The following is a 23,300-nucleotide window of genomic DNA, read 5'->3' on the forward strand; positions in this document are numbered from 1 at the left end:
TGAAAACCTTCAAAATTCTTGCTGAGCGATATCGCAATCGAGGCAAAAGACTAGCATTAAGATTCAATCTAATTGCTGGAATTTATAACTTGGAGCTGAGTGAAAAATGACTTATGAAAGAAATCTATTATTAACTTCCTTTAAAAATAATAGTACCATTGGAGGTTGTAAAAGGCTTTGTTGCATAAAGATTAGGAAGATAAAACTATCCCAAGTATTCCAAATTTAAGAGACAACTTGGGTATGAGGGCGACCTAATTCTGTGAATCTATTCAAGACGGCCACACGTGCACGAATCTCATTCACCTGACTTGGAAAACTCCTTGCTGTTAATTAATCGCCTAATAATTTGATGCAATACATCTTGGTTTCAACCAAACTTCGACGATGATATCCTGTCCATTTTTTCCATAGCGTCCTACCTATATGTTTAACAGTACGAAGTAATTCATTTCGCTCTAGCGAGCTGGTCTTTTTATCTTTCCATGGCTTCGCATTTTTTCTAAGTGGAATCACCGCATGTGCATCTAGATCTGAAATGACTTGTCGGCAGTGCTTTGTGTCATAAGCTCCATCGGTATAAACAGAGTCAATCTGCTCATCTTGTGGAATTTGATCGAGTAAGTCACCAAGTACCTGTGAATCACTTACGTTGTTTATTGTAAGCTGAATAGCACGTATTTGCAGAGTTTCAGCATCTATCCCAATATGAAGTTTTCTCCATTGGCGACGATATTCAGGCTGATGTTTCTTTCGTTTCCATTCACCTTCACCTAAAAACTTCAAACCAGTGGAGTCCACGAGTAGGTGAAGTCCATCGTTACTTTTCTGATAATTAATCGAAATATCAATATGCTTTTGTCTTCTACAAAGCGTGGTGTAATCTGGAGCTGCCCAATCTAACCCGCAAAGTTTAATCAGGCTCTGAACAAAACCTGTGACCATACGTAAAAGAGAATCTGAATAGAGATTTCATCATTAAACAGCATTGAATAGCGGTGTCAGAGTAAGTTTGATTTCGACCATGTTTGCCTTGTGGTTGTACATACCATTGTGTTTTTGGATCGAACCAAATGGCAATATTCCCACGATTAATGAGAGCTCGGTTATATGCGGGCCAATTGGTTGTGCGATAGATTTTGTGTGTAGGCTTCTTCATTTGGAAATTATATTGCCGAAGAAGCCCTTAAGAACAGCTTTGTGCAATAAAGCCCAATCGAATTAGACGGCATTCTGCAAATGGCTGGTTAAGCCCTGAAGCTTTTGAACAGAATTATTTTAAGAATTTAGAGGGATCGATTGTCCATGATACTGTCTAGGATCAGAATAAATTTAAATCCCCAATACAACTTGATATGGTTTAAATCCATTAAGCACAGCCTCAGAAACTAATTGGATAAATGCTTCAGTTTTACCATAAGCCATCCATTGATCTAACGCTTCATAGTAGGCTAAGCGATTTTCTACTGTAATAACGCAAGGAGGATATCCAGCTTTAAGTAATTCGAGATTCATCAATAGACGTGATGTACGACCATTGCCATCAATAAACGGATGAATACCTACGAAATTCGTATGTACTTTAGCTGCACATTCAATTGGGTGCAACTTATGCGCCTCAGTATTGTACCAATCAACAAGTTGAGCCATTTTGTCATTTAGTAATGTATAGCTGGGAGGGGGAGTTGTAGCACCTGAAATCAATACGTTTTGCTGGCGATAACGCCCAGCATTGTCATCATCGATATTTTTTAGAATGAGCTGATGGATATTACGAATTTGCCAATCAGAAAAAGGTTCTTCTTTTCGAATAATGTCTTCAACGTAGTAGATAGCATTTCTATGATTGATTGCTTCAAAGTGCTCTCGTAATGCTTTGCCACCAACTGTTATACCTTCTAAAACAACTTTTGTTTCCAACAATGTCAGAGTATTGCCTTCGATTGCATTTGAATGGTATGTCCAGCGAACAATAAGATCTTCTTGTAGATTTTTTACAATTGCAGGAGAAAGAGGACGATGCAGATCTAATTTTGTTTTTAAAGCATCAATATTCTCAAACATAACTTTTCCTTATAGTTGAATTCTTAAAGGATACATGAAAAAAATAAACATAAAAAAGAAACGTTATAACATTTCTTTTAATATTAAATGCATACGTGTTAAAATCAGTACACCATTTCAAATCCTGTTAATGGATTTGAACAAAATAAATTTTGTGATTCAATGCGCTAAATCTAATTTGGGTAAAAAGTGGGTACAGGTAAAACGCTATTGACTTTATGGTTCACTAAATCAATAGCTTAGGAGTTGAGTTCAATTGACGCCATCTCCACCAAATTCCTAAAAAAGCCTTTAAGCTTAATGTTTAAAGGCTTTTTTTATTGGCTGTATTGCTTTTCTCTTAAGCAGTGCACCTCAATTTTTGCCTTTTAAGGGTAATTATTTGAACAATTTCTCCATTTAATTTTTAGTCTAGATAATGGGTATATAGATTAACTCATTGATACGAAATACAGAAAAACATAGGCCCAAGATAAGCATTATCACCATTAGTTACACCCATTGGACAAAAAGAAAGAAACGTATGCTATACCGTTCAAGGTGAACGCAATTCTGATTCATTCTGTCTATATCCTGAGGGGGAATTTAAAGAAAGCAAGAGAGCTTGCCATTGAACTGAAATACTTGTATTACAGGTCAGTCTAATACAAACATATCAAGCAATTTTTTAAATTGGTCGTTGAGACATGGTTTAAGAATCAAAGAATAAATAGCCATGATCTAAAAAATGATAATCTGCTTTATTCAACTCTTTTGAGACAACAGTGTAATCTTTAATCCCTTAGGAAAATTCGGTTCAAATTGGATGGTATAAGCATATTGTTGCAGCATTATTTTGACCAAAGATAAGCCCAGTCCATGACCTTTCTGCTGAGCCGATTTACGCCAAAAACGTTGTCCTAAGTAACGAATGTCTTCGGCATTTAAATGTCGGCCGTTATCTTGAATGCGTAACGTATTTTCCTGCATGCTCACCTCAATCACATCAGCGTTTGCATGCAATAAGGCATTTTCAAGTAGGTTTTTAACAACGGCATATAAGACAAATTCAGGTAATGCTAAATCACCAAGACTGTGCCAATCGACTTGAATTTTAAAGCTTGCTTCAGGATAAATGAGCGCTAAATCATGAATTACCTGAGCAACAACAGGTTTAATTTGAATGCTTGCTGTGATTTGTTCAAAAGATTGATCGGTATTCGACAGCATCAGTAATTGTTCAAGTAATTCAGAATAACGGTGAATACTTTGATTGGCTTGATCTAAACGCTGTTGCAATTTGGCATTGCCGTCATTTTGTGCCATCAGTTGTGCCAATTGCACATTGGTTTTAATTGCAGTTAAAGGACTGCGTAATTCATGTGCCGCATATACACTAAAGACTTTTTCATTTTCAAGACTTTGATGCAGTTTGTGGACTAAGCGATTCGCATTTTGCACAAAAGGGTAGATCTCTGAGGGCATGGTATTGGCATCTAAACTTGTGAGATATTGGCTTGCCTCATTGAGCGATAAATTTGACTGACTTAAATTGCTTACAACCAGATCCAAGGCTTTAAATTCTCGACGAACAATTAAAACAATTAAGCCGATACACAACAATAATGACAAGATCAGCGGAATTAAGACCGATTGCAAAATCTGTTTTAGCAAAGACTCCCGCAAAAACATACGCTCTGCAGCCACTACTTGAATCTCACCACGGCGTAACACATAACTGCGCCATTGCGTCTCACCTTGTTGCCAAGTACTAAAACCAACTGCTTGCTGACTTAAATCTTTCGGTGCCCCGCGTGTTTTGGCAATCACATGCTGTCCTACACTGATGTCAGAGCTAAATAAAGATACTTCGCAAGCGATCAATTGTTCTTGATCTGTGGAATGAAGTTGTTGGACTAAGGCAGACTCATCCAAACTTTGCAGTGGTAATTGTTGAATCAGTCGCGCGACCATTTGTGCGGAGGCATGCAAACGTTGATCTAAGGTGTCCTGAAGACGCTTTTGTAAGTCTATATACAGCCAAACAAACACCACACTCCATAAGCCGATCATCACAGCCAAAAGACTACTGACCAAGCGCCATTTTAAGCTGTGTGATTTTTGCATGGGATTGACTCAGGAATTTTAAACATATAACCGATACCACGAATAGTCTGAATATAGTCCGCATTCAATTTTTGCCGTAAATGATAAATATGGACATTCAAGGCATTACTTTCGATACTGTCTTGAAAGCCGTATAACTTATCTAACAGCACTTCGTTTTTAAGTACTTGATTTGGATGGCTCATCAAGGTTTCAAGCAAACTGTATTCACGTCGTGAAAGCTGAATCATTTGATCTTGATAATGGACTTCTTGAGTGTCTTTATTGAGCTTTAAGTGGTCAAATTGAATGACATTCGATGAAAAACCGCGGTGACGTCTGGTGAGTGCATGAACCCGTGCAATCAGTTCATCCAGTTCAAAAGGCTTGGTTAAATAGTCATCGGCACCGACATTTAATGCCTCAACACATTGTTGGGTCTGTAACCGTGCGGTTAAAACCAAAACAGGGACATGAATCTGATCTCTGCGCCATGATCGCAGTAAGTCTAAACCATCTTGGTCAGGTAGGCCTAAATCCAGCAAACATAGATCGACCGCACTGTGACGGATAAAATAATCCGCATTACGCGCATGACTCACATGCTCTACTGAAATATTTAAAAAATCCAAAGTGGCACAAATACTTGAGGCAATATATGGATCATCTTCAACCAAAACAACAAACATAGCGTTTTCCTGACTTCCTGCCTGTATTTTATAAATGATTTATCTTGTTAATGCTCCCTTAATTTATGCTTTTGCATAATCAACCAAAATAGATTCGTATCGGGTATTGGAAGTCATCTATGCGTATAGGGTTAGTAGGGTTGTGTGGAATATTCAGCATTTTGAGTGTGCAAAGTGCATCCGCTGATTTTTTACCCCCTGATCAAGCATTTGCTTTTCAGGCTGTATCGACAGCGCAAGACCAAGCCAGCTTCACGTGGCGTATTGCTGATGGTTATTATCTGTATCATGATCAGATTAAAGTCATTGAAAATGGCAAAGCATTATCACTGCAACTGCCTCGTCCACAGCAAAAAGATGACCCCAATTTCGGCATGACCGACGTACATTATGGTCAAGTGCAAGCGACTGTCGCCATGCAACCCAATCAAAGCTATAAAATTGAATGGCAAGGCTGTGCCGAAAGTGGCTTATGTTATCCAGTACAGCGTACAACCATTCACACCGATGCCGATGGATTATTGCCTGAAAGCAATCTGAGTCAGCAAAGCACAACGCAAAAGAAATTATTAGATGCAGTTACATCCACCTCATTACCCAATACTGCAATGCCTGTAGATCCACAGGCGAAAAACACTGAAACTGTAACAGTTGTAACGCCAGCAAATACAGCAGAAGTCAAAGCGGATGAAAATGGTTTAAGTCCCTCTTCTGAAGTGACTGCTTTAACAGAACCTAGCGAAGCCAGTACGCCAGAGCTAGATGATGCCTTGATGATGCAGGCAAGTTCTGAATCTGTGACTACTAGGAATGCTGAACAGCGCACGAAGCAGGCCGATTGGAACAATGATCAGTACTTCTTTCACTTACTTTCAACAGACAATATTACACTGAATCTGATCATCTTTTTAGGTTTAGGTGTATTGCTCGCATTCTTACCTTGTTCCTTACCATTGATTCCGATCTTATCCAGTATTTTGGTACAACGTCATCGTGGCTATCGTGCTGGCATGATTGCAGGTGTCTTTGTGGTCGGAATGGCATTGATTTATGCCTTGATGGGTTTAGCTGTGGCAGGACTTGGCTATAACTTCCAACGTTGGTTACAAAGTCCCATCTTTATTGGGTTATTTGCGGTCATGTTTGTGCTGTTTGCACTGAATTTATTTGGTGTATTCCAGTTGTCTTTACCACAAGGTGTATTACAGCGTTTAGATCAATGGCAACAACGACAAAAAGGTGGAACCTTATGGGGTTCATTCATTATGGGCATGATCTCTGCGCTAATTGTCGGACCCTGTATGAGTGCGCCATTGGCAGGGGCTTTGCTGTTTGTTGCGCAATTGCCTGAACCGTGGATGGGGGCTAGTTACCTGTTTATTCTAGGTCTAGGTGTGGGCTTACCATTGTTGATTGCCTGTGTGTTTGGTGCACAGTACTTACCCAAACCGGGCGTGTGGATGGATCGTCTGAAATTCACTTTCGGTTTTGTCATGCTGTTGTTGGCGGTGTATTTCCTACGTCCTTTACTGCCGAGCGTGGTTTATTTGACGTTGATGGGACTTTTATTCATCAGTATCACGGTTTACATTTTATGGAAGATTCGTCCGTATATTTCACAAATGCCGACGCAATTGCTGTTCATTGTTATGAGCTTAGCTACTGCAATATCCGGTGGATGGTATATCACGCAAGCATGGTCACAACTGAGTACGACACAAGCCACATCATTAGTCGCATGGCAAAAAGTACGTACCCAAGCCGAGCTTGAACAGGCACTCAATCAAGTCAAAGGACAAGCAGTACTCATCGATGTGTATGCCGATTGGTGTGTGGCTTGTCAGCCGATTGAAAAAGAGGTGTTGCCTCGTGCCGATGTACAAACAGCTTTAGATACTGTTGCTCGAATCAAATTCGATTTAACTGAATATGAAGCAAGTCAGGATGTCATACTAAAACAATGGCAAATTTTAGGGCCACCGACCTTAATTTTCTTAGATACAGAGCATCAGGAACAGCGCAATCTACGTTTGACGGGTACCTTTAGTGCAGCGCAACTCTTGAGCCGATTAAACCGAGGTACACCGCCATGATCTCAAGCGAAGCACTGCATCTTGGACCATTCATGTTGCCATGGGGATTGTTATGTTTGGTGTTGGCTTTGCTGGTCACTGCCATGGTTGGACGAAAAATCGGGCAACAAGCACAGTGGTCAACCGAAATCCAACAGCGTTTTCAAGATTCGATTTGGAGCAGTGTTTGGATCGGATTAATAGGTGCACGCCTAGTCTTTATTGGATTGAATCTGGAATCTTATCTCGCATCGCCAATTGATATTCTGAAAATTCAAGACAAAGGGTTTCATCTGATTGGCGGGATAATTATTGGAAGTGCATGTTTTTGGTGGCGAAATTCGGCCATTGCGAACAAAGCAAAGGCCACATTATTGCTGATCTTTGTCATGCTCGTGGGGGCAGGATGGACAGCACAAAAAATCACGCATCAAGACAGCCATTATCCAAGTTTGAGTTTTCCAAGTCTGAACCTAGCCAGTCAAGATCCGTCAGAAATGATTGCGCTAAAACAATTTCAAGGTCAGCCCACGGTTGTGAATTTATGGGCGAGTTGGTGTTCGCCGTGTCATCGTGAAATGCCTGTATTACAGCGTGCGCAGGATCAATATCCTGAGGTGCATTTTGTCATGCTCAATCAAGGGGAAGAGGTCGATACCGTCCGTGCTTATCTCACAAAACATCAATTTAGTTTTAAACACGTTCTGCTAGATGTGCAGGGTGAAATGCCACAAGCAGTGAACAGTTTAGGTTTACCCACTACCTTATTTTTCAATGCACAAGGTCAGTTAATTGAGCGTCATCAAGGCGAAATCAGTCAAGCGATGTTGCAACAATATCTCAAGAAAATTAACCCATAAATTAATCATAGGATATGTGTCATGAATACTTTACTTAAAACCAGTTTAGTTATCGGAACACTGTTGACGGTGGCATGTGGTGTCAGTGCTAATCCGAATGCCATTAAAAAACAACTAGAAAAAGAAGGATTTCAATTTGTAAAACAAATTCCTGCACCCGAAGGTTTAACCGGTTGGGTAGGGCATGAAAATCAATATTCCAATACCATTTTTATTTCTAAAGATGGTAAATATTATATAAAAGGTGAGTTGTTTGATGCCCAAGGCAATAATCTTTCAAACACCCAAATTGAAACCCATATGAAAAAAGCCATTTTGGATGATGTATGGAAAACATTAGAAGATTCAACATGGATTCAAGATGGCATAACCGATGCGCCACGTATTGTCTATGTATTCTCAGATCCCAATTGCCCGTATTGCCATAAATTTTGGCAAGAAGCACGTCCTTGGGTAGAGTCAGACAAGGTTCAATTACGTCATATTCAAGTGGGTGTGATTCGTGAAGAAAGCCGTGCTCAGGTGGCAACTTTACTCATGTCAAAAAATCCAACAGCCGTATTTAATGACATTAATATCAATCGTGGCAAAAATCGTCTTAAACCAGCTGAAAATATTCCTTTAGATATTGCAAAAAAAATTGATTTTAACCAAAGCTTAATGGGCAAATATGGTTTCTTCTCAACACCATCCATTGCTTGGCGTGACAGCAAGGGGAACTTCAAGTCCGCACAAGGGATGCCGAGTGATCTCAAAGAAATCTTTGAAAAATAAGGAAAATAGATGCTCACCAAGCCAACACAACAGCGCGTCTAAGATCATGCTAAGCTCAACGTCAACGACTTAAACATCAGGGGGCGCAATGTCAAATTTACAAGATCCACGCGTATTGTTCGCTTTGGAACGTACAGCATTGGCATGGAACCGCAGTGGTTTAGCCCTAATAGCCTTTGGTTTTGTGATTGAAAAATCAAATGTATTGCTACAACTACTGCGCCCTGAGGAATATCAGCACAAAATTATCTATGGACAGTGGCTTGGCATTGCCGTGATTGTGTTTGGTTTATTGGTGAACTTTGCCTCAATTTTGCAATATCGTCGAGGATTGAGCTCATTAACCGAACAGGAATTTATTGAGGATTATCAGACCCAACATCCCGTGTGGCTGAATTTATTGACCATGCTGACTGGGTTTTTGCTGATCATCTCATTTTGGATTTACTAAACTTGGCTGAGCCTCCATACAAAAGCATGCACAAGAATGTTTATTCCTGACAGTACAATTGATACAGCGTTTGCATAATACCCAGCACTTTAGGGTCTGCCAATTGATAAAAAATTTGTTTGCCTTCACGACGTGTCGAGACAATTTTATTGTTTCTTAAAACGGTCAATTGTTGCGATAGAGTCGGCTGATGAATATCAGTAGATTCCTCAATTTGCTGAACATTTAATTCGCCATTGATCAACACACATAAAATTTTTAAACGGTCCGGATTTGATAACACTTTCAAACAATTGGAAACGGTATCAACCTGCGTAAATTCAATTTTTAAGTTATCGAATGCGATGTTCATAACGTCTAACCTGAATCATAAAAAGCAAAAGGAGCAAAGTATATCGAGATAATAACATAAAATGACTTGATTAATATATAATATTATATAATATAAGTTTAAATATTGTTTTATGGCGCATTAACTATGCATGATTTTGTGACAGCATTTCTTGGTGGTGCTCTGTTGGGTATAGCAGTGGTGGGTTATTTGTATGTCCATGGGCGTATTGCAGGCATCAGTGGCTTGATTGCGCAGGTACTGAATCCACAGACGATTTTTAAAACGCCTGCACTGTGGTTTCTTTCAGGCTTGATCATCACGCCATTTATTTATGGTCTTTTTGTACAACCAGAGATTATCGTGTCTGCTAGCCCAATAATGATGATTATTGCTGGTTTACTGGTGGGTTTTGGTACCCGCTTAGGTTCTGGTTGTACCAGTGGTCACGGTATCTGTGGGATTAGCCGATTATCTAAACGTTCCATCATTGCAACTATGACCTTTATGTTTGCAGGCTTTATTGCTGTATATGTCGTTCGTCACTTGATTGGAGCATTCTAAAATGAAAAACTTTTTAGCTTTTGTATTTGGTTCGCTTTTTTCAGTAGGTTTGATGTTCTCTGGCATGTCTAATCCGCAAAAAGTGATCGATTTTTTAGATATATTTGGTAATTGGGATGCAAGCCTTGCCTTTGTCATGATGGGGGCAATTGCTGTGGCATTTATTCCATTCCAAAAAGCGGTACGTAGCAGTGCACCAACCACAGTATTTAATGAGCAGATTGATTTACCAAGTAACAATAAAATTGATTCAAAGCTTATTATCGGTGCCTTAATATTTGGTGCAGGATGGGGGATTGCCGGCATTTGCCCAGCGCCAAGTTTCACCTTAATTGGCTTAGGGCATTATCAAGTTTTATATTTTATAGTGGCGATGCTTGCAGGCGTGTTGATTCACCGTAAATGGTCAGGAGCTTAACTATGCAACAACCGATTGTTCAGGATTTTTTTGATCAAGCGACCAATACATTTAGTTATGTGGTGAGTGATCCGGTAACCAAGCGCTGCGCTATCATTGACAGTGTTTTGGACTATGATGCGGCTTCGGCAACCACCTCGACCACCCATGCTGATGCAATCATTGCATATGTCAAAGTACAAGATTTAAAAGTAGATTGGATTTTGGAAACCCATGTGCATGCCGATCATTTGACTGCAGCACAGTATTTAAAATCTGTACTCGGTGGCAAAATTGCCATGAGTCATCACATTGCCTTGGTGCAAGAAACCTTTAGTGCCATTTATAATTTAGATATCAAGCAGTTTAATGCTGAACAACCATTTGATTATTTATTTGATGATCATGAGCATTTTCATATTGGTGAGCTAGAGGCATATAACATCCCGACACCAGGTCATACGCCTGCATGTTTAAGTTATGTAGTGGGTGATGCAGTTTTTGTCGGTGATACTTTATTTATGCCAGATTATGGCACAGCACGTTGTGATTTTCCGCGTGGTAGTGCAGATACCTTATTTGATTCGGTGCAAAAACTGTATCAATTGCCAGCGTCCACCCGGGTGTTCTTATGCCATGACTATTTGCCAAAAACGCGTGATGAATATCACTGCCAAACCGATATTCAAACGCAAAAAGAGCACAATATTCATATTCATGAGGGAACTACAAAATCTGAATTTGTGCAGATGCGTCATGAGCGGGATGCAACTTTAAGTATGCCTAAACTGATTTTGCCGTCGATTCAAATCAATATGAAAGCGGGTCAATTTCCCGAACCTGAAGAAAATGGGGTGTCGTATTTAAAGTTACCGCTTAATTTTTTTAAAACCTAAAAATATTGTATTTCAAATTATTAAAGACTTATTTATGTCTTTATCTTAAAAATTCATATTTATATCTTTAAAGTGAATATTCACTTTAAAGATCTTGGTATTTTAGGTATATTATATTCTATAAAGCTGACTTGTATGATCGGATTTCAAGCCAGCACTGCCTTTTAAGTATTTTTGCTTTCGTTGGCATCTGTTGAGAGAATATGTTGCTAAGACAGAGTGGACTGTTTTTTGCAATTTTAACTTTAGTTTTGCAAATCGCAGTATATTTACAACCGCTATTACCCGAAGAATTTCAAATTGCTCCGGTATGTCTCTCTATTACACATAATTTACTGTCCCCAGAAAAGCACAAACACGTACATGAGACGTATAACGAGCTTGTTCATCATCTGAACCACGATCATAATCACGACGATCACAATGGACATAACCATCAATGCCAATACTGTACCGTCTATGGTGATGTTGTCCTACCTTTTGATTTTGAGATAGTTGAAATCATCGATAAGATTCAAGTCCGTCTAAGTTTCTATAAAGATGCTTTCCGACATGTATATTTCTCACTGCAAAGGCTTTACTTACTTCCACAAGGTAGGGCACCTCCACAAACACTTTAAATCCTAATCAGACCAACAATTTGAATTGTTGATTTACCTCGGTATTTAAAGAGTGATTTTATGAAACTTTATATTTTTGCACCGTTTAGCGGATGCGAACAGAATCGGTTCGCCTATATCATTAGGCTAAAACAATTGATCAAATCCCAACAGATTCACAACAGTCTGCGTCATCGTACTGATCTATCTTTCCTAAAGCAGTCCCGAAATTATGGGCCGTTTGTGGTTCACCGCATAATTCCACAATAAGGTGATAGACATGGATTTAGGTTTGACAGCACTTGAATTGGCGCGAATTCAATTCGCTTTTACAGTTTCTTTTCATATTATTTTCCCTGCAATTTCCATTGGGCTAGCAAGTTTTCTTGCGGTCTTAGAATGGCGTTGGCTTAAAACACAAGATCCCGTTTACCGTGATCTGTTCCAATTTTGGATCAAGGTGTTTGCATTGTCTTTCGGAATGGGAGTGGTTTCAGGGGTAGTTATGAGCTACCAATTTGGCACCAACTGGAGTGAATTCTCTCGTATTGCGGGTAGTGTCACTGGTCCCTTACTCAGTTATGAGGTCTTGAGTGCCTTCTTCTTAGAAGCGGGTTTCCTAGGCATTATGCTGTTTGGGTGGGGAAGAGTGGGTCCTAAAACCCATTTCTTTGCCACACTGATGGTGGCAATTGGCACCTGTATTTCCATGTTTTGGATTTTATCTTCCAATAGCTGGATGCAAACTCCACAAGGCTTTAGCTTTGAAAATGGCATTATAGTGCCGCAAGATTGGTTTGCTATCGTTTTTAACCCATCATTCCCATATCGCTTAGCGCATATGGCTCTAGCAGCATTCCTTGTATCTGGCTTATTGGTCGCTGCTACTGCAGCATGGCACTTACTCAAAGGTCGCCGTGATGCCTTAGTAAAAAAATCATTTTCTATGGCGATGTGGATGATTCTCGCACTTGCACCTTTACAGATATTTGTGGGGGATATGCATGGTCTAAATACATTAGAACATCAACCTGCGAAACTTGCTGCAATTGAAGGACATTGGGAAACTAATAAAGATCATGGCATGCCGTTATATTTGTTCGGTATTCCTGATATGGAGGCGGAAGAAACCAAGTATGCAATTGGCATTCCGAACCTCGGTAGTCTGATCATGACGCACACCTTAGAGGGAGAGGTGAAAGGCTTAAAAGAATTTGCCCCTGAAGATCGACCAAACTCGCTCATAGTATTTTGGAGCTTCCGCATTATGGTCGGTATGGGAGTCTTGATGATTTTGCTTGCTCTGATGGGTGCATGGTTGCGTAAAACTGGGAAATTTTATGAGTCAAAATGGCTCCACAAATTTGCCTTATGTATGGGACCTTCAGGCTTTATTGCCTTGCTTGCTGGTTGGTTTACCACAGAAGTCGGTCGTCAACCTTGGGTCGTGTATGGCGTACTGCGTACCAAAGACGCCTTGTCACCAGTATCGGCAGAACAAGTCGGTTTAACCTTAATAATCTTTGTGATCGTGTACTGCATCGTATTTGGTATTGGGATTTATTACATGCTCAAATTGATGGTTAAAGGACCACAGTTCATTCATTCTCAAGCCCATAGCGATGGTGAGGTCATTCGTGCATCAAATCGTCCAATGAGTACGATTGATGAGTCGCTTGAAGTACAACCACAGGAGAAAAACCATGATTGATTTATCCTTAATTTGGGTAGTAATCATTGCTGTAGGTGTGCTGATTTATGTGGTACTCGATGGCTTTGATTTAGGGATTGGTATCCTTTTTCCTTTAGTAAAAGATCGCCAAGAACGCGATGTGATGATGAATACCGTTGCACCAGTTTGGGATGGCAATGAAACATGGATGGTTTTAGGTGGTGCAGGCTTATTTGCGGCATTTCCATTGGTGTATTCGACTGTACTCTCTGCGCTGTATATGCCGATTATCTTAATGGTCATCTCGCTGATTTTTCGTGGAGTCGCCTTTGAGTTTCGTTTTAAAGCGAACCGCACCAAACATTTATGGGATCAAGCGTTTATTTGGGGCTCGATCTTGGCATCATTCTTCCAAGGTATGATTTTAGGTGCTTATATCCAAGGGATTGAAACCACCAATGGTATTTATAGTGGTGGCGGATTGGATTGGCTGACCCCATTTTCAATTTTTACTGGGATTGCTGTAGTGGTGCTGTATGCCACCTTAGGCTGTGGTTGGCTGATTTTTAAAACTGATGCACGTGTTCAAAATCATATGTTTAGCCTCATGCCAAAACTGATTATCGCCTTATTTGTGATTTTTGCTGCGGTGAGTATTTACACCCCATTGGTACATGCAGAGATTGCAAATCGTTGGTTTAGCTTGCCGCAACTGTACTATTTTAGCCCTGTGCCGATTTTAGTATTGATCTTCACATTATTGGCTTTACGTGCCTGTAAAAGACATCAGGAATTTGCGCCATTTATTTATACACTTGTCTTAGTTGTGCTGGCATATACAGGGTTCTTAATCAGTCTATGGCCAAATATCATCCCACCATCCGTCACCATTTGGCAGGCAGCAGCACCGCAAAGCAGTCAATTGTTCGCCTTGATTGGAGCATTGGTGCTGATACCGATTATTTTGTTCTATACCGCACTGTCGTATTGGGTGTTCCGTGACAAAGTTCGTGTCGGCGATGATGGCTATCATTAAGGAGAATCATCATGAAACTGAATCAAGCAGGCTGGTTTATTGTGCTATGGCTTGGTGGTGTCTTGAGTTTGGCGCTTGTCGCAGGGTTCTTTAGACTGCTGGTGCAGTGGGCTTACTAGAACCTATTCCTTAAATCTGAATCCACTATCTTGCCGGGTAAGATAGTGGATTTTTTTGAGGGACTAAAGGTGAATTGAGTAGGTAGAATATGACAATTTAAAGTGTCGAAATACATAAAATATATTTTTTTATATTCAATACTTCTTTTGAATGTTTTTTCTGTTTTTTTAGCTTCTATATTGTTAAAACTAACATGATGCATTGAAAAAATCTTAAGGAGCGTGAGTGGAACTTAAACAGCTCAAATATTTCATCACCATTGTAGAATCTGGAAGTTTAGGCAAAGCTGCACAAAAACTTGAGGTTGGCACATCGGCACTCAGTCAACAAATTGCAAAACTTGAAGATGAACTTTGCACACGTTTATTACAGCGAAATTCTACAGGTGTGACGCCCACGCCAGCGGGTTTAGCATTTTTTAAGCAAGCTCAACTTTCTCTACGTCATGTGCAATATGCCATTGAGGCGGCGCACTCATCTCGTCTGACGGGTCATGTCAGCGTTGGATTTTCACCCAGTATAGCGTCAGTTCTGGGCATACCATTTATGCAGCTCATGTCAGAGCGTTATCCTGATATTAAAATTCATTTAGTTGAAAGTCTCTCGGGAAATTTAACCAATTTAGTCAACTCAAGACAGCTCGACATTGCCATTATTTTTACCCAAGATGTCGATGCCAATTGGGCAGTACAACCGTTATTAAAAGAACAAATGTTTCTTATGGCAAATCGTTCTTTACTGAAAGAATATGGCTTTGAACACTGCATTGAAAATGGAAAAATTGATTTAGAAAATGTGAATCGTTTGCCTCTGGTACTACCAAGCCAACGACATGGTCTACGTAAATTCATAGATCAAAAGGTTGAGGGGCTGGACGTAAATTATGAAGTTGATGGTTTACACTTACTCATGAACTGTGTCAGCAACTTAAATATGGCGACCATTCAACCTGTCAGTGCACATTTTGATTATCTCAAATCAGATATTTGTTTACTCAAAGTAGTCGAACCAGTGCTGGATCGAATTAATTATCTTATTAGTATTGCTGAAGAAGAGCTTTCTCCTGCAAGTCTCGCGACCAAAGTAGCAATTAAAATTTGTGTTAAGCAGCTGATCAATAAAGGATTATGGTCAAGTGCAGAGCTATTAGACTTTTAGCCTATTTAATTTTACTAAACACCTATTTAAAAGTTGCCTATCACAGCGCTAGGCAGTTTTGGTCTTAAATTACATCAAATTCGAAAGGGAAGACATCGAATGCATGATGTAATTGTAATTGGCGGTGGGAATGCCGCTTTATGTGCAGCATTGACAGCAAGGGAGGCTGGGGCTTCAGTTTTATTGCTAGAAGCAGCACCAAAGGAATGGCGTGGTGGAAATTCACAACATACCCGTAACCTGCGTTGTATGCATGATGAACCTCAAGATGTGTTAGTCGATGCCTATCCAGAAGAAGAATATTGGCAGGACTTACTCAAAGTAACTGCAGGTAAAACCAATGAGCATTTAGCGCGTTTAGTGATTCGCACTACGGCAACTTGCCGTAATTGGATGCGTCAACATGGGGTAAATTTTCAACCACCATTATCTGGTGCATTACATGTAGCACGGACCAATGCTTTTTTTATGGGTGGCGGTAAAGCTTTGGTGAATGCCTATTTTAGAAGTGCAAAAGATTTAGGGGTCGAGATTCGCTACAACACAAAAATCAATGAACTGATTATTGAAGATGGGACATTTATTGCTGCAATTGCTGAAGATGGCACGCGTTTTGACGGCGCTTCATGTGTATTAGCTGCAGGTGGATTTGAATCCAATCGCGAATGGTTAAAAGAAGCGTGGGGACAAAATGAAAATGGCGAATGGCCTGCAGATCATTTCATTATACGAGGCACACGTTTTAACCAAGGCAACTTATTAAAGTTCATGATTGATCAGGGTGCAGATATTATTGGCGACCCATCTCAATCACATTGTGTCGCAGTTGATGCCCGCGCACCGTTGTACGATGGTGGCATTTGCACCCGTATTGACTGTGTTTCACTCGGCATCGTGGTCAATAAAAATGCGCAACGTTTTTATGATGAAGGCGAAGATTTCTGGCCGAAACGTTATGCCATTTGGGGGCGTTTAGTTGCAAAACAGCCCAGTCAGATTGCGTATTCAATTATTGATTCAAAATCGGTTGGGCGTTTTATGCCACCAGTCTTTGAAGGTACTAAGGCAGATACGATCGAAGAGTTGGCAGAAAAATTAAATCTAGATGTTGCGACTTTAGTTCAAACCGTGAAGGACTATAACCAAGCCTGTGTGGCGGGTGAGTTTAATCACACTGTACTGGATAATTGCCATACTGAGAATTTAACGCCCGCAAAAACACATTGGGCTGTTCCTTTAAACCAACCGCCATATTATGCCTACGCTTTACGTCCAGGCATTACTTTCACCTATCTAGGCTTAAAAGTCGAAGATGATGCCGCTGTACGCTTTGAAAATGTCGCGAGTCCAAATCTATTTGTTGCAGGCGAAATGATGGCTGGCAATGTACTTGGGCAAGGCTATACAGCCGGTGTAGGTATGTCGATTGGAACGACATTTGGTCGAATTGCAGGAAAAAATGCGGCTCAAGCTGCGTTTAGACTGGGAGTTTAAAGAATGAATGCAAATGTTAAAAACTTAATTCCAGTTGTACAGCTCACGGATCATGAACAGCAAGTAAAACAGGCTTTACAGATTTGTAATGCATGTCGTTACTGCGAAACATTCTGTGCGGTTTTCCCTGCAATGACCAAAAGACTTGAGTTTACGCAAGCCGATATTCATTACATGGCAAATTTATGTCACAACTGTGGCGCATGTTTACATGCCTGTCAGTATGCGCCTCCGCATGAATTTGGCGTCAATATTCCTCAAGCCATGGCACAAGTCCGCCTAGAAACCTATCAAGAATTTGCAGTTCCTGCATCTTTTGGTGCGATTTATAAAAAGACCGGAATTCCGCTAGTTTCTGCGATGTCGGTATTTTTTGCATTACTGATGCTCTTGGGTGTTTGGCTCAATGGCACCAATATCTTTGGTCAATATCAAGGGAATTTTTATGCAATTTTTCCGCATAACTTTCTTGCCGTGTTATTTGGCTCTGTATTTATCTTAGCTTTTATGCTTTTGGGCTTGGGAATAGCAAAATTTTGGAAACAAACTTCAAAAATTATTCCAGAAGGCGTTGCTCAACCCGATATCTTACAAGCGTCAAAAAATGTCCTGACCTTAAAATATTTAGATGGTGGACATGGTAAAGGCTGTAATGAAGAAGATGATCGTTATACACAAATCCGCCGTGTTTTCCATCACTTTACGATGTATGGATTTTTACTTTGCTTTATGGCAACCAGTGTCGCGACGATGTATCACTACTTTTTAGGATTAGAAGCACCGTATGCCTACACCAGTTTACCTGTGATTTTGGGTACATTGGGCGGTATTGGTCTGATCATTGGACCGATCGGGCTGCTTCATCTCAATATTAAACGACATCCGATGCATGGTGATGCAAAACAAAAACCAATGGACCGTGGTTTTATCTTCCTGTTATTGCTGATCAGCATTACAGGTCTGGCGTTATTGGTATTTCGCGATAGTTCCGCAATGGCTCTCTTGCTGATTGTTCATCTTGCAACCGTTATGACTTTCTTCTTGACGATCCCTTTTGGTAAGTTTGCGCACGGCTTTTACCGAAGTGCCGCATTACTAAAATTTGCCGTCGAAGAACGTGTCGCAAAACTTAAAACGAATTCAAAAACCAAGTAAGCACCCAAACCACAACCGGACCATGGAGGTCGATGATGGCTATAGGTAAGAAAATTGAATTTTTAAATGGACTACAACGTTATAAGGATATTTTAACAATGAAGAAATTAAAATGGTTAGCCGTCGCTTGCACCAGTATTGCAGTCGTTGGCTGCGGCACAGGCAATGCCTCAAAAGATCCTGGTCATCCAAAACGTGCAGAATGTATTGCACCTGCAAAGCCGGGTGGTGGTTTTGATATGACCTGTAAGCTGATCCAATCCGGCTTTAAAGAAACAGAAGTATTAAAAGACCCCATGCGTGTGACGTATATGCCAGGCGGTGTAGGGGCCGTTGCTTACAATAAAATCGTGAATAATGATCCAGCAAATAACAATGCGGTCATCGCATTTTCAACTGGTTCTTTACTGAATTTGGCTCAAGGTAAGTTTGGTAATTTTACCGAGAAAGATGTGAAGTGGCTTTCGGGTGTAGCTGTTGATTACGGTTTAGTGGCAGTGCATAAGGATTCGCCATTAAAAACACTGGATGATCTGATGAAGGCGCTAAAAGAAAATCCAAAAGGGATCAGTTTTGGTGGTGCTGGCAGTGTGGGTGGTCAAGATTGGATGCAAACGGCAATTTTGGCTAAAAAGGCTGGGGTAAATCCTGCCAACATGAGTTTTGTAGCTCTCGAAGGCGGTGGCGAAGTATTAACAGCCTTGTTAGGTCAACATATTCAAGTGGGCGTGGGGAATGTGAGTGAAATTGGCTCGCATTTCGAAGCGGGCAATATCCGCGTTCTAGCAGTGTTTTCAGATAAACGTTTAGCGGGTAAATTTTCTAACTTATTAACCGCGAAGGAACAAGGTTATGACTTGGAATGGCCTGTGATTCGTGGTTTCTACATGGGGCCAAAGGTCAGTGATGAGGCATATGCATGGTGGAAAAATGCCTTTGATAAAATGATGACCAATCAAAAATTTGATGCCGTTCGAGAAAATCAGGATCTGTTGCCATTTGAATTAACAGGTGAAGAAATTAGTGCTTATGTCTATAAGCAAACGGCTGAAATGCGTCAATTATCAGAAGAATATAAATTATCAAAATAACAAATACGCTGAGTTGAATGCCTTTTCAACTCAGTTTTTTGTTTTCGAGGATAGATGATGAAATCTGAACGGATTCTTACGGCCATCATTGCGGTCTGCGGTTTTTTCTTATTAATTTACGCATGCAATTTTGAAGCGCCTATTTCCTACGACCCTGTAGGACCGAAAGCCTTTCCAATTTTACTGATGGGTTTAATTACAGTGAGTGCCATTTATTTGACTGTGCGCCCAGCCATGATGTTTGAACCTGTTGAACTAGGTTGGACTAAGCATTTAATCGGCAAACTTGTTCTATGTACATTGGCATTGTCACTGTATGCGCTTTGCTTCGAATGGTTGGGATTTATCGCAGCAACGCTACTGATGACCATCGCGGTTGGGAAACTTTTTAACGGGAAAACAGTACCAGTTGTTATTACGGGTTTGGTGCTGAGTATGAGTACCTACTATCTGTTTGACCGTGTTTTGGATGTGCCATTGCCACTAGGCTTCTTGGGTTAGGGATGACAACGACATGGACATATTTAATTTCTTAATGACAGGTTTTGAAGTTGTCTTACAACCACAAAATTTACTCATTGCTTTTATTGGTGCATTTATTGGAACGATTGTCGGACTGTTGCCGGGATTGGGTCCAATCAATGGTGTTGCCATCTTATTACCATTTGCTTACGCCTTAGGATTACCCGTTGATAGTGCTTTAATTTTATTGGCAGCAGTCTATCTCGGTTGTGAATATGGTGGACGAATTTCTGCAATTTTGCTGAATGTACCGGGCGATGCGGGTGCAATTATGACCACTTTAGATGGTTATCCTTTGGCTCAGTAAGGTAAGGCAGGTATTGCTTTATCCCTTTCATCTGTTAGCTCATTTATAGGTAGTACGATTGCCTTTATTGGGATTGTTTTATTTGCTCCGATTTTGGCACGATGGGCGGTTTCCTTTGGACCAGCGGAATACTTTGCCTTGATGGTTTTTGCAATTGTGTGCTTGACCGGTTTAGTGAGTACGCAACCATTTAAAACGTTAATCATGGCGCTGATCGGTCTGGCAATTTCGACCGTGGGTATGGATGCGATTACTGGTGTTTATCGTTTTACATTTGATAGTGTGGGTTTAAGTGACGGCATTGCCTTTACAACTGTGGTGATTGGTTTATTTAGTATCAGTGAAATTTTACTGCTGCTTGAACGGACCACGATGGGCAAAGTGGTTTTAGAACAAGGAAAACGCTCATTATTTAATGTCAAAGAGTTTCTGAGTGCTTTAGCCACCATGATTCGTGGATCCTTGATTGGGTTTTTCTCAGGGATTTTACCGGGTGCGGGTGCCAGTGTGGCGAGTGCCATGGCGTATACCACTGAACGGAAAATGGCGGGTGACAGTAGTAAATTTGGTAAAGGTGATCTACGTGGTTTGGCCGCGCCAGAAAGTGCTAATAATGCAGCAGCATGTGGTTCTTTTGTCCCAATGTTGACTTTAGGTGTGCCGGGTTCTGGAACAACTGCGGTCATGATGGGGGCTTTGACCATGTATAACATTACTCCAGGTCCGCAGTTATTTACGGAGCAACCAGTTTTGGTTTGGGCATTGATTGCATCCTTAATGGTGGGAAATATTATCTTATTGGTATTGAACTTACCCTTAGTAGGCTTCTTTGCGCGTTTACTTTCGATTCCAAGTTATATTTTGATTCCTATTATTGCAACCGTCAGCTTTGTTGGGGTATTTGCAATTCATAGCACTGTTTTCGATCTTGTGCTTTGTATGGGGCTCGGTATTGTTGGATATATCCTTCGAAAATTTGATTTTCCATTGGCACCTCTGATTCTTGGTTTTGTACTGGGTGAATTGATGGAGTCAAATCTACGACGTGCACTCTCCATTTCTCAAGGTGAGCTCAGTATTCTGTGGAGCAGTAACATCAGTATGGGACTATGGGTCATGTCAGCACTGTTGTTGATCTTGCCAATCGTCCGTAAATATCTATTCATTAAGAAGCAAAAAGCTTAAATGGAGAAGCAATGGTCAGCGAGTCTGACCATTGCTGTTAGATCATATGGAAATAATAAAATTAAATGCCAAAGGATTGGTATGCGCACTGATCGGTGCGCTCATCGCAAATTTACTTCATCTCCCTTTACCGTGGTTGCTCGGGCCATTACTCGCGGCTTTATTGTTTGGTTGTATAGGCCAACCACTCACATGTTCACCGCATTGGCGTAAAGTGGGACAAGTCATTATTGGTATGGTTTTGGGACTATATTTTACCCCAGCGCTAGTCCATGCTATTTCTGCCTATTGGATATTTATCGTACTCGGCATCTTATGGTCATTGATTTTGGGAACACTTATCGCAGGATTACAATATCGTATCAATGGTTTAGATTGGGCAACGGCGTGGTTTTCTTCTGCAATCGGCAGTGCCAGTGAAATGGTGAATATCGCAGAACATCACCATGCGCAAGTAGATAAAGTCGTTGCTGCACATAGTTTAAGAATTGTGGCACTTGTGGTGCTTGTACCAATCGTTTTAGCAGCATTATTTGATATTCATTGGGTGAGTCTAGACCCACACATCATTGATCACTTTGGAATTGTCCAAATTCTTCTTTTATTTGCTTTGGCCTGTTTGATAGCGAAAATATTTCAAAAATTCAATGTATTAAATGCGTGGGTTCTCGGACCATTAGTTATGGTGGGATTTCTTTCATTTTTCGGAGCATTGGAATTAAAATTCCCGACGTGGTTTACGGCCTTTGGACAAATATGTATAGGTTGGTCATTAGGCACAAAGTTTCCTTTTGGCTTTTTAAAAAGCCATAAAAAATTCATCGCCATCACGACCATTTTAAATTTGTTGGCATTAGGATTATCCATCCTGTTTGCATTGTTCTTGGTGTATATCAGTCATGCTAATGGGAAGATTTTAGTTTTAGGCTTATCTCCCGGCGGCATTGCAGAAATGTCTTTAATGGCAAAAGCCCTTGGATTAGCTGTGCCTATCGTGGTTGCGTTTCAACTATCACGGCTGATTTTTGTGATATTGACCACCAATTATTTCTATCAATTGAGCAAAAAAATATTTTTTAAAACAACAGATAAGCCTTAATCGTCCACTCAATTCAATCTTTGATTCGGATGAATTAAATAGAATACTTTCTATAGCTTGGCATTTAAATACAGCGGAGTAGAAGTTAGAAAAATATGAGATTAATGAAAGATAGTTGAGAAAACGGTTTTAAATGATGGTTTGAAAGTGAAGATGAGTAAGTGAGATCAATTTGATTCAGGACTGCTCTCGTCAGTCCCTTATTATTTTAATGCCGTTTTAGATCAGTAAATTTTAAATTTCATTATTATGCAAAATTCTAAGATTTAAAGATTTAACGTCAAAATTAAATTTCGCGCCAAACATCATTCTTATCTTTGAATGAAATCATAAAGTTAAATTTATCATCATTGCTTACCAACAGACCTTCTGGCGTTTGCATAATCACTTTCAGAACGGTACCAGTTTCAAAAACCAAAGGACTGCAATTTTCTTTATTTAATGTAATTGGTTTGAGTAATTCAACAATTGCACTTTCCATTTTACTTCCCCAAGCATAGGTTGTTAATTGAACTTAGCATATTATTGGTGAAGAAACAGGTTTTGTAAATGACGTGAGCTACATCGCAGAAAATATTTTAGAATTTTCCATAACTTAAGTTTAAATAATGGTTAAATAAATTAAGGTTTTTTAGTCTATTGATATCAAAAATAATTTTAAAATATGACAAACTTTTTA

At 40.1% G+C, this 23,300-nt stretch carries 22 protein-coding genes and 3 pseudogenes; 19 read left to right on the forward strand and 6 right to left on the reverse strand.

Annotated elements, in window-relative coordinates; genetic code table 11:
• Positions 1–110: pseudogene (locus FTT99_RS14865) on the forward strand (IS5/IS1182 family transposase); the annotation flags it as partial.
• A 115-nt stretch (positions 111–225) separates the two neighbouring features.
• Here FTT99_RS14865 and FTT99_RS14870 read toward each other — a convergent pair.
• From FTT99_RS14870 to FTT99_RS14885, 4 genes and pseudogenes are all read right to left on the reverse strand, one after another.
• Positions 226–1,159 (reverse strand): annotated as a pseudogene (locus tag FTT99_RS14870) (IS5 family transposase).
• Positions 1,160–1,332: 173 nt separating this feature from the next.
• Positions 1,333–2,064: a Fic family protein gene (locus tag FTT99_RS14875; RefSeq protein ID WP_180161631.1), complete on the reverse strand. Its 732-nt coding sequence runs from the start codon at positions 2,062–2,064 to the stop codon at positions 1,333–1,335.
• Positions 2,065–2,808: 744 nt separating this feature from the next.
• Positions 2,809–4,170: an ATP-binding protein gene (locus tag FTT99_RS14880; protein ID WP_180161633.1), complete on the reverse strand. Its 1,362-nt coding sequence runs from the start codon at positions 4,168–4,170 to the stop codon at positions 2,809–2,811.
• On the reverse strand, positions 4,149–4,838 hold the full coding sequence (locus FTT99_RS14885; protein WP_180129843.1) for a response regulator transcription factor: 690 nt from the start codon (positions 4,836–4,838) through the stop codon (positions 4,149–4,151). The genes FTT99_RS14880 and FTT99_RS14885 overlap by 22 nt, the downstream gene beginning before the upstream one ends.
• Before the next feature lie 119 nt (positions 4,839–4,957).
• On the opposite strand from FTT99_RS14885, the gene dsbD reads away from it, so the two are divergent.
• The 4 genes from dsbD (at position 4,958) to FTT99_RS14905 (ending at position 8,995) form a co-directional block, all read left to right on the forward strand.
• The gene (gene dsbD, locus FTT99_RS14890; RefSeq protein ID WP_180129841.1) at positions 4,958–6,931 is read left to right on the forward strand and encodes a protein-disulfide reductase DsbD; all 1,974 of its coding nucleotides are present in this window, start codon (positions 4,958–4,960) and stop codon (positions 6,929–6,931) included.
• Entirely contained in the window at positions 6,928–7,770 is an 843-nt protein-coding gene (locus FTT99_RS14895) for a TlpA disulfide reductase family protein (protein WP_180129839.1), read from the forward strand. Before dsbD ends, FTT99_RS14895 begins: the two co-directional genes overlap by 4 nt.
• Positions 7,771–7,791: 21 nt before the next feature.
• Entirely contained in the window at positions 7,792–8,544 is a 753-nt protein-coding gene (gene dsbG, locus FTT99_RS14900; protein WP_180129838.1) for a thiol:disulfide interchange protein DsbG, read from the forward strand.
• 88 nt (positions 8,545–8,632) lie between these two features.
• Entirely contained in the window at positions 8,633–8,995 is a 363-nt protein-coding gene (locus FTT99_RS14905) for a YidH family protein (protein WP_180129836.1), read from the forward strand.
• 40 nt (positions 8,996–9,035) lie between these two features.
• On the opposite strand, the gene FTT99_RS14910 is transcribed toward FTT99_RS14905, so the two are convergent.
• Entirely contained in the window at positions 9,036–9,347 is a 312-nt protein-coding gene (locus FTT99_RS14910) for a metalloregulator ArsR/SmtB family transcription factor (protein ID WP_180129835.1), read from the reverse strand.
• 126 nt (positions 9,348–9,473) lie between these two features.
• Between FTT99_RS14910 and FTT99_RS14915 the strand changes: the two genes are divergently transcribed.
• The 14 genes and pseudogenes from FTT99_RS14915 to FTT99_RS14975 all read left to right on the forward strand — a co-directional run bounded on the left by FTT99_RS14915 (position 9,474) and on the right by FTT99_RS14975 (position 22,621).
• A complete protein-coding gene (locus tag FTT99_RS14915) occupies positions 9,474–9,890 on the forward strand; it encodes a YeeE/YedE family protein (protein ID WP_180129832.1) in 417 nt (138 codons plus the stop codon).
• A 1-nt stretch (position 9,891) separates the two neighbouring features.
• Positions 9,892–10,308, forward strand: coding sequence for a DUF6691 family protein (locus FTT99_RS14920; protein WP_078193079.1), 417 nt, complete (start codon positions 9,892–9,894; stop codon positions 10,306–10,308).
• A gap of 2 nt (positions 10,309–10,310) precedes the next feature.
• Entirely contained in the window at positions 10,311–11,183 is an 873-nt protein-coding gene (locus FTT99_RS14925; RefSeq protein WP_180129829.1) for an MBL fold metallo-hydrolase, read from the forward strand.
• A 206-nt stretch (positions 11,184–11,389) separates the two neighbouring features.
• Complete coding sequence (locus FTT99_RS16550) at positions 11,390–11,803, forward strand: DUF2946 domain-containing protein (protein ID WP_257229263.1); 414 nt, start codon at positions 11,390–11,392, stop codon at positions 11,801–11,803.
• A 259-nt stretch (positions 11,804–12,062) separates the two neighbouring features.
• Positions 12,063–13,493 (forward strand): cytochrome ubiquinol oxidase subunit I, encoded by a 1,431-nt coding sequence (locus FTT99_RS14930; protein ID WP_180129826.1) that lies wholly within the window; start codon positions 12,063–12,065, stop codon positions 13,491–13,493.
• Positions 13,486–14,490: a cytochrome d ubiquinol oxidase subunit II gene (gene cydB, locus FTT99_RS14935; protein ID WP_180129824.1), complete on the forward strand. Its 1,005-nt coding sequence runs from the start codon at positions 13,486–13,488 to the stop codon at positions 14,488–14,490. Before FTT99_RS14930 ends, cydB begins: the two co-directional genes overlap by 8 nt.
• Positions 14,491–14,501: 11 nt before the next feature.
• Positions 14,502–14,609 carry a DUF2474 family protein gene (locus tag FTT99_RS14940; RefSeq protein ID WP_111886050.1) on the forward strand — a complete coding sequence of 36 codons (108 nt, stop codon included), beginning with the start codon at positions 14,502–14,504 and terminating at the stop codon, positions 14,607–14,609.
• 226 nt (positions 14,610–14,835) lie between these two features.
• Entirely contained in the window at positions 14,836–15,768 is a 933-nt protein-coding gene (locus tag FTT99_RS14945) for a LysR family transcriptional regulator (RefSeq protein ID WP_180077346.1), read from the forward strand.
• Between the two features lie 99 nt (positions 15,769–15,867).
• Positions 15,868–17,262, forward strand: a complete 1,395-nt coding sequence (tcuA, locus tag FTT99_RS14950; protein ID WP_180129821.1) for an FAD-dependent tricarballylate dehydrogenase TcuA — start codon at positions 15,868–15,870, stop codon at positions 17,260–17,262.
• A 3-nt stretch (positions 17,263–17,265) separates the two neighbouring features.
• Positions 17,266–18,417 (forward strand): tricarballylate utilization 4Fe-4S protein TcuB, encoded by a 1,152-nt coding sequence (gene tcuB, locus FTT99_RS14955; RefSeq protein ID WP_180129818.1) that lies wholly within the window; start codon positions 17,266–17,268, stop codon positions 18,415–18,417.
• A 35-nt stretch (positions 18,418–18,452) separates the two neighbouring features.
• A complete protein-coding gene (locus FTT99_RS14960) occupies positions 18,453–19,508 on the forward strand; it encodes a tripartite tricarboxylate transporter substrate binding protein (protein WP_180129977.1) in 1,056 nt (351 codons plus the stop codon).
• A gap of 54 nt (positions 19,509–19,562) precedes the next feature.
• Positions 19,563–20,009: a tripartite tricarboxylate transporter TctB family protein gene (locus tag FTT99_RS14965; RefSeq protein ID WP_180024036.1), complete on the forward strand. Its 447-nt coding sequence runs from the start codon at positions 19,563–19,565 to the stop codon at positions 20,007–20,009.
• Positions 20,010–20,022: 13 nt separating this feature from the next.
• A pseudogene (locus tag FTT99_RS14970) lies at positions 20,023–21,522 on the forward strand (tripartite tricarboxylate transporter permease).
• Positions 21,523–21,568: 46 nt separating this feature from the next.
• Positions 21,569–22,621 (forward strand): AbrB family transcriptional regulator, encoded by a 1,053-nt coding sequence (locus FTT99_RS14975; protein ID WP_078193068.1) that lies wholly within the window; start codon positions 21,569–21,571, stop codon positions 22,619–22,621.
• Positions 22,622–22,907: 286 nt separating this feature from the next.
• Here FTT99_RS14975 and FTT99_RS14980 read toward each other — a convergent pair whose 3' ends face one another.
• Positions 22,908–23,102: a hypothetical protein gene (locus FTT99_RS14980; RefSeq protein ID WP_078193067.1), complete on the reverse strand. Its 195-nt coding sequence runs from the start codon at positions 23,100–23,102 to the stop codon at positions 22,908–22,910.
• Positions 23,103–23,300 lie beyond the last annotated feature (198 nt).

The sequence above is a fragment of the Acinetobacter sp. YH12040 genome, from assembly GCF_013420005.1.
Taxonomy (GTDB): domain Bacteria; phylum Pseudomonadota; class Gammaproteobacteria; order Pseudomonadales; family Moraxellaceae; genus Acinetobacter; species Acinetobacter amyesii.

What these genes read in the sequence shown, in the direction of transcription:
- FTT99_RS14875 (WP_180161631.1), bottom strand. Translation starts at nt 2,064, where the DNA reads ATGTTTGAGAATATTGATGCTTTAAAAACAAAATTAGATCTGCATCGT.
- FTT99_RS14880 (WP_180161633.1), bottom strand. Translation starts at nt 4,170, where the DNA reads ATGCAAAAATCACACAGCTTAAAATGGCGCTTGGTCAGTAGTCTTTTG.
- FTT99_RS14885 (WP_180129843.1), bottom strand. Translation starts at nt 4,838, where the DNA reads ATGTTTGTTGTTTTGGTTGAAGATGATCCATATATTGCCTCAAGTATT.
- dsbD (WP_180129841.1), top strand. Translation starts at nt 4,958, where the DNA reads ATGCGTATAGGGTTAGTAGGGTTGTGTGGAATATTCAGCATTTTGAGT.
- FTT99_RS14895 (WP_180129839.1), top strand. Translation starts at nt 6,928, where the DNA reads ATGATCTCAAGCGAAGCACTGCATCTTGGACCATTCATGTTGCCATGG.
- dsbG (WP_180129838.1), top strand. Translation starts at nt 7,792, where the DNA reads ATGAATACTTTACTTAAAACCAGTTTAGTTATCGGAACACTGTTGACG.
- FTT99_RS14905 (WP_180129836.1), top strand. Translation starts at nt 8,633, where the DNA reads ATGTCAAATTTACAAGATCCACGCGTATTGTTCGCTTTGGAACGTACA.
- FTT99_RS14910 (WP_180129835.1), bottom strand. Translation starts at nt 9,347, where the DNA reads ATGAACATCGCATTCGATAACTTAAAAATTGAATTTACGCAGGTTGAT.
- FTT99_RS14915 (WP_180129832.1), top strand. Translation starts at nt 9,474, where the DNA reads ATGCATGATTTTGTGACAGCATTTCTTGGTGGTGCTCTGTTGGGTATA.
- FTT99_RS14920 (WP_078193079.1), top strand. Translation starts at nt 9,892, where the DNA reads ATGAAAAACTTTTTAGCTTTTGTATTTGGTTCGCTTTTTTCAGTAGGT.
- FTT99_RS14925 (WP_180129829.1), top strand. Translation starts at nt 10,311, where the DNA reads ATGCAACAACCGATTGTTCAGGATTTTTTTGATCAAGCGACCAATACA.
- FTT99_RS14930 (WP_180129826.1), top strand. Translation starts at nt 12,063, where the DNA reads ATGGATTTAGGTTTGACAGCACTTGAATTGGCGCGAATTCAATTCGCT.
- cydB (WP_180129824.1), top strand. Translation starts at nt 13,486, where the DNA reads ATGATTGATTTATCCTTAATTTGGGTAGTAATCATTGCTGTAGGTGTG.
- FTT99_RS14940 (WP_111886050.1), top strand. Translation starts at nt 14,502, where the DNA reads ATGAAACTGAATCAAGCAGGCTGGTTTATTGTGCTATGGCTTGGTGGT.
- tcuA (WP_180129821.1), top strand. Translation starts at nt 15,868, where the DNA reads ATGCATGATGTAATTGTAATTGGCGGTGGGAATGCCGCTTTATGTGCA.
- tcuB (WP_180129818.1), top strand. Translation starts at nt 17,266, where the DNA reads ATGAATGCAAATGTTAAAAACTTAATTCCAGTTGTACAGCTCACGGAT.
- FTT99_RS14960 (WP_180129977.1), top strand. Translation starts at nt 18,453, where the DNA reads ATGGCTATAGGTAAGAAAATTGAATTTTTAAATGGACTACAACGTTAT.
- FTT99_RS14965 (WP_180024036.1), top strand. Translation starts at nt 19,563, where the DNA reads ATGATGAAATCTGAACGGATTCTTACGGCCATCATTGCGGTCTGCGGT.
- FTT99_RS14975 (WP_078193068.1), top strand. Translation starts at nt 21,569, where the DNA reads ATGGAAATAATAAAATTAAATGCCAAAGGATTGGTATGCGCACTGATC.
- FTT99_RS14980 (WP_078193067.1), bottom strand. Translation starts at nt 23,102, where the DNA reads ATGGAAAGTGCAATTGTTGAATTACTCAAACCAATTACATTAAATAAA.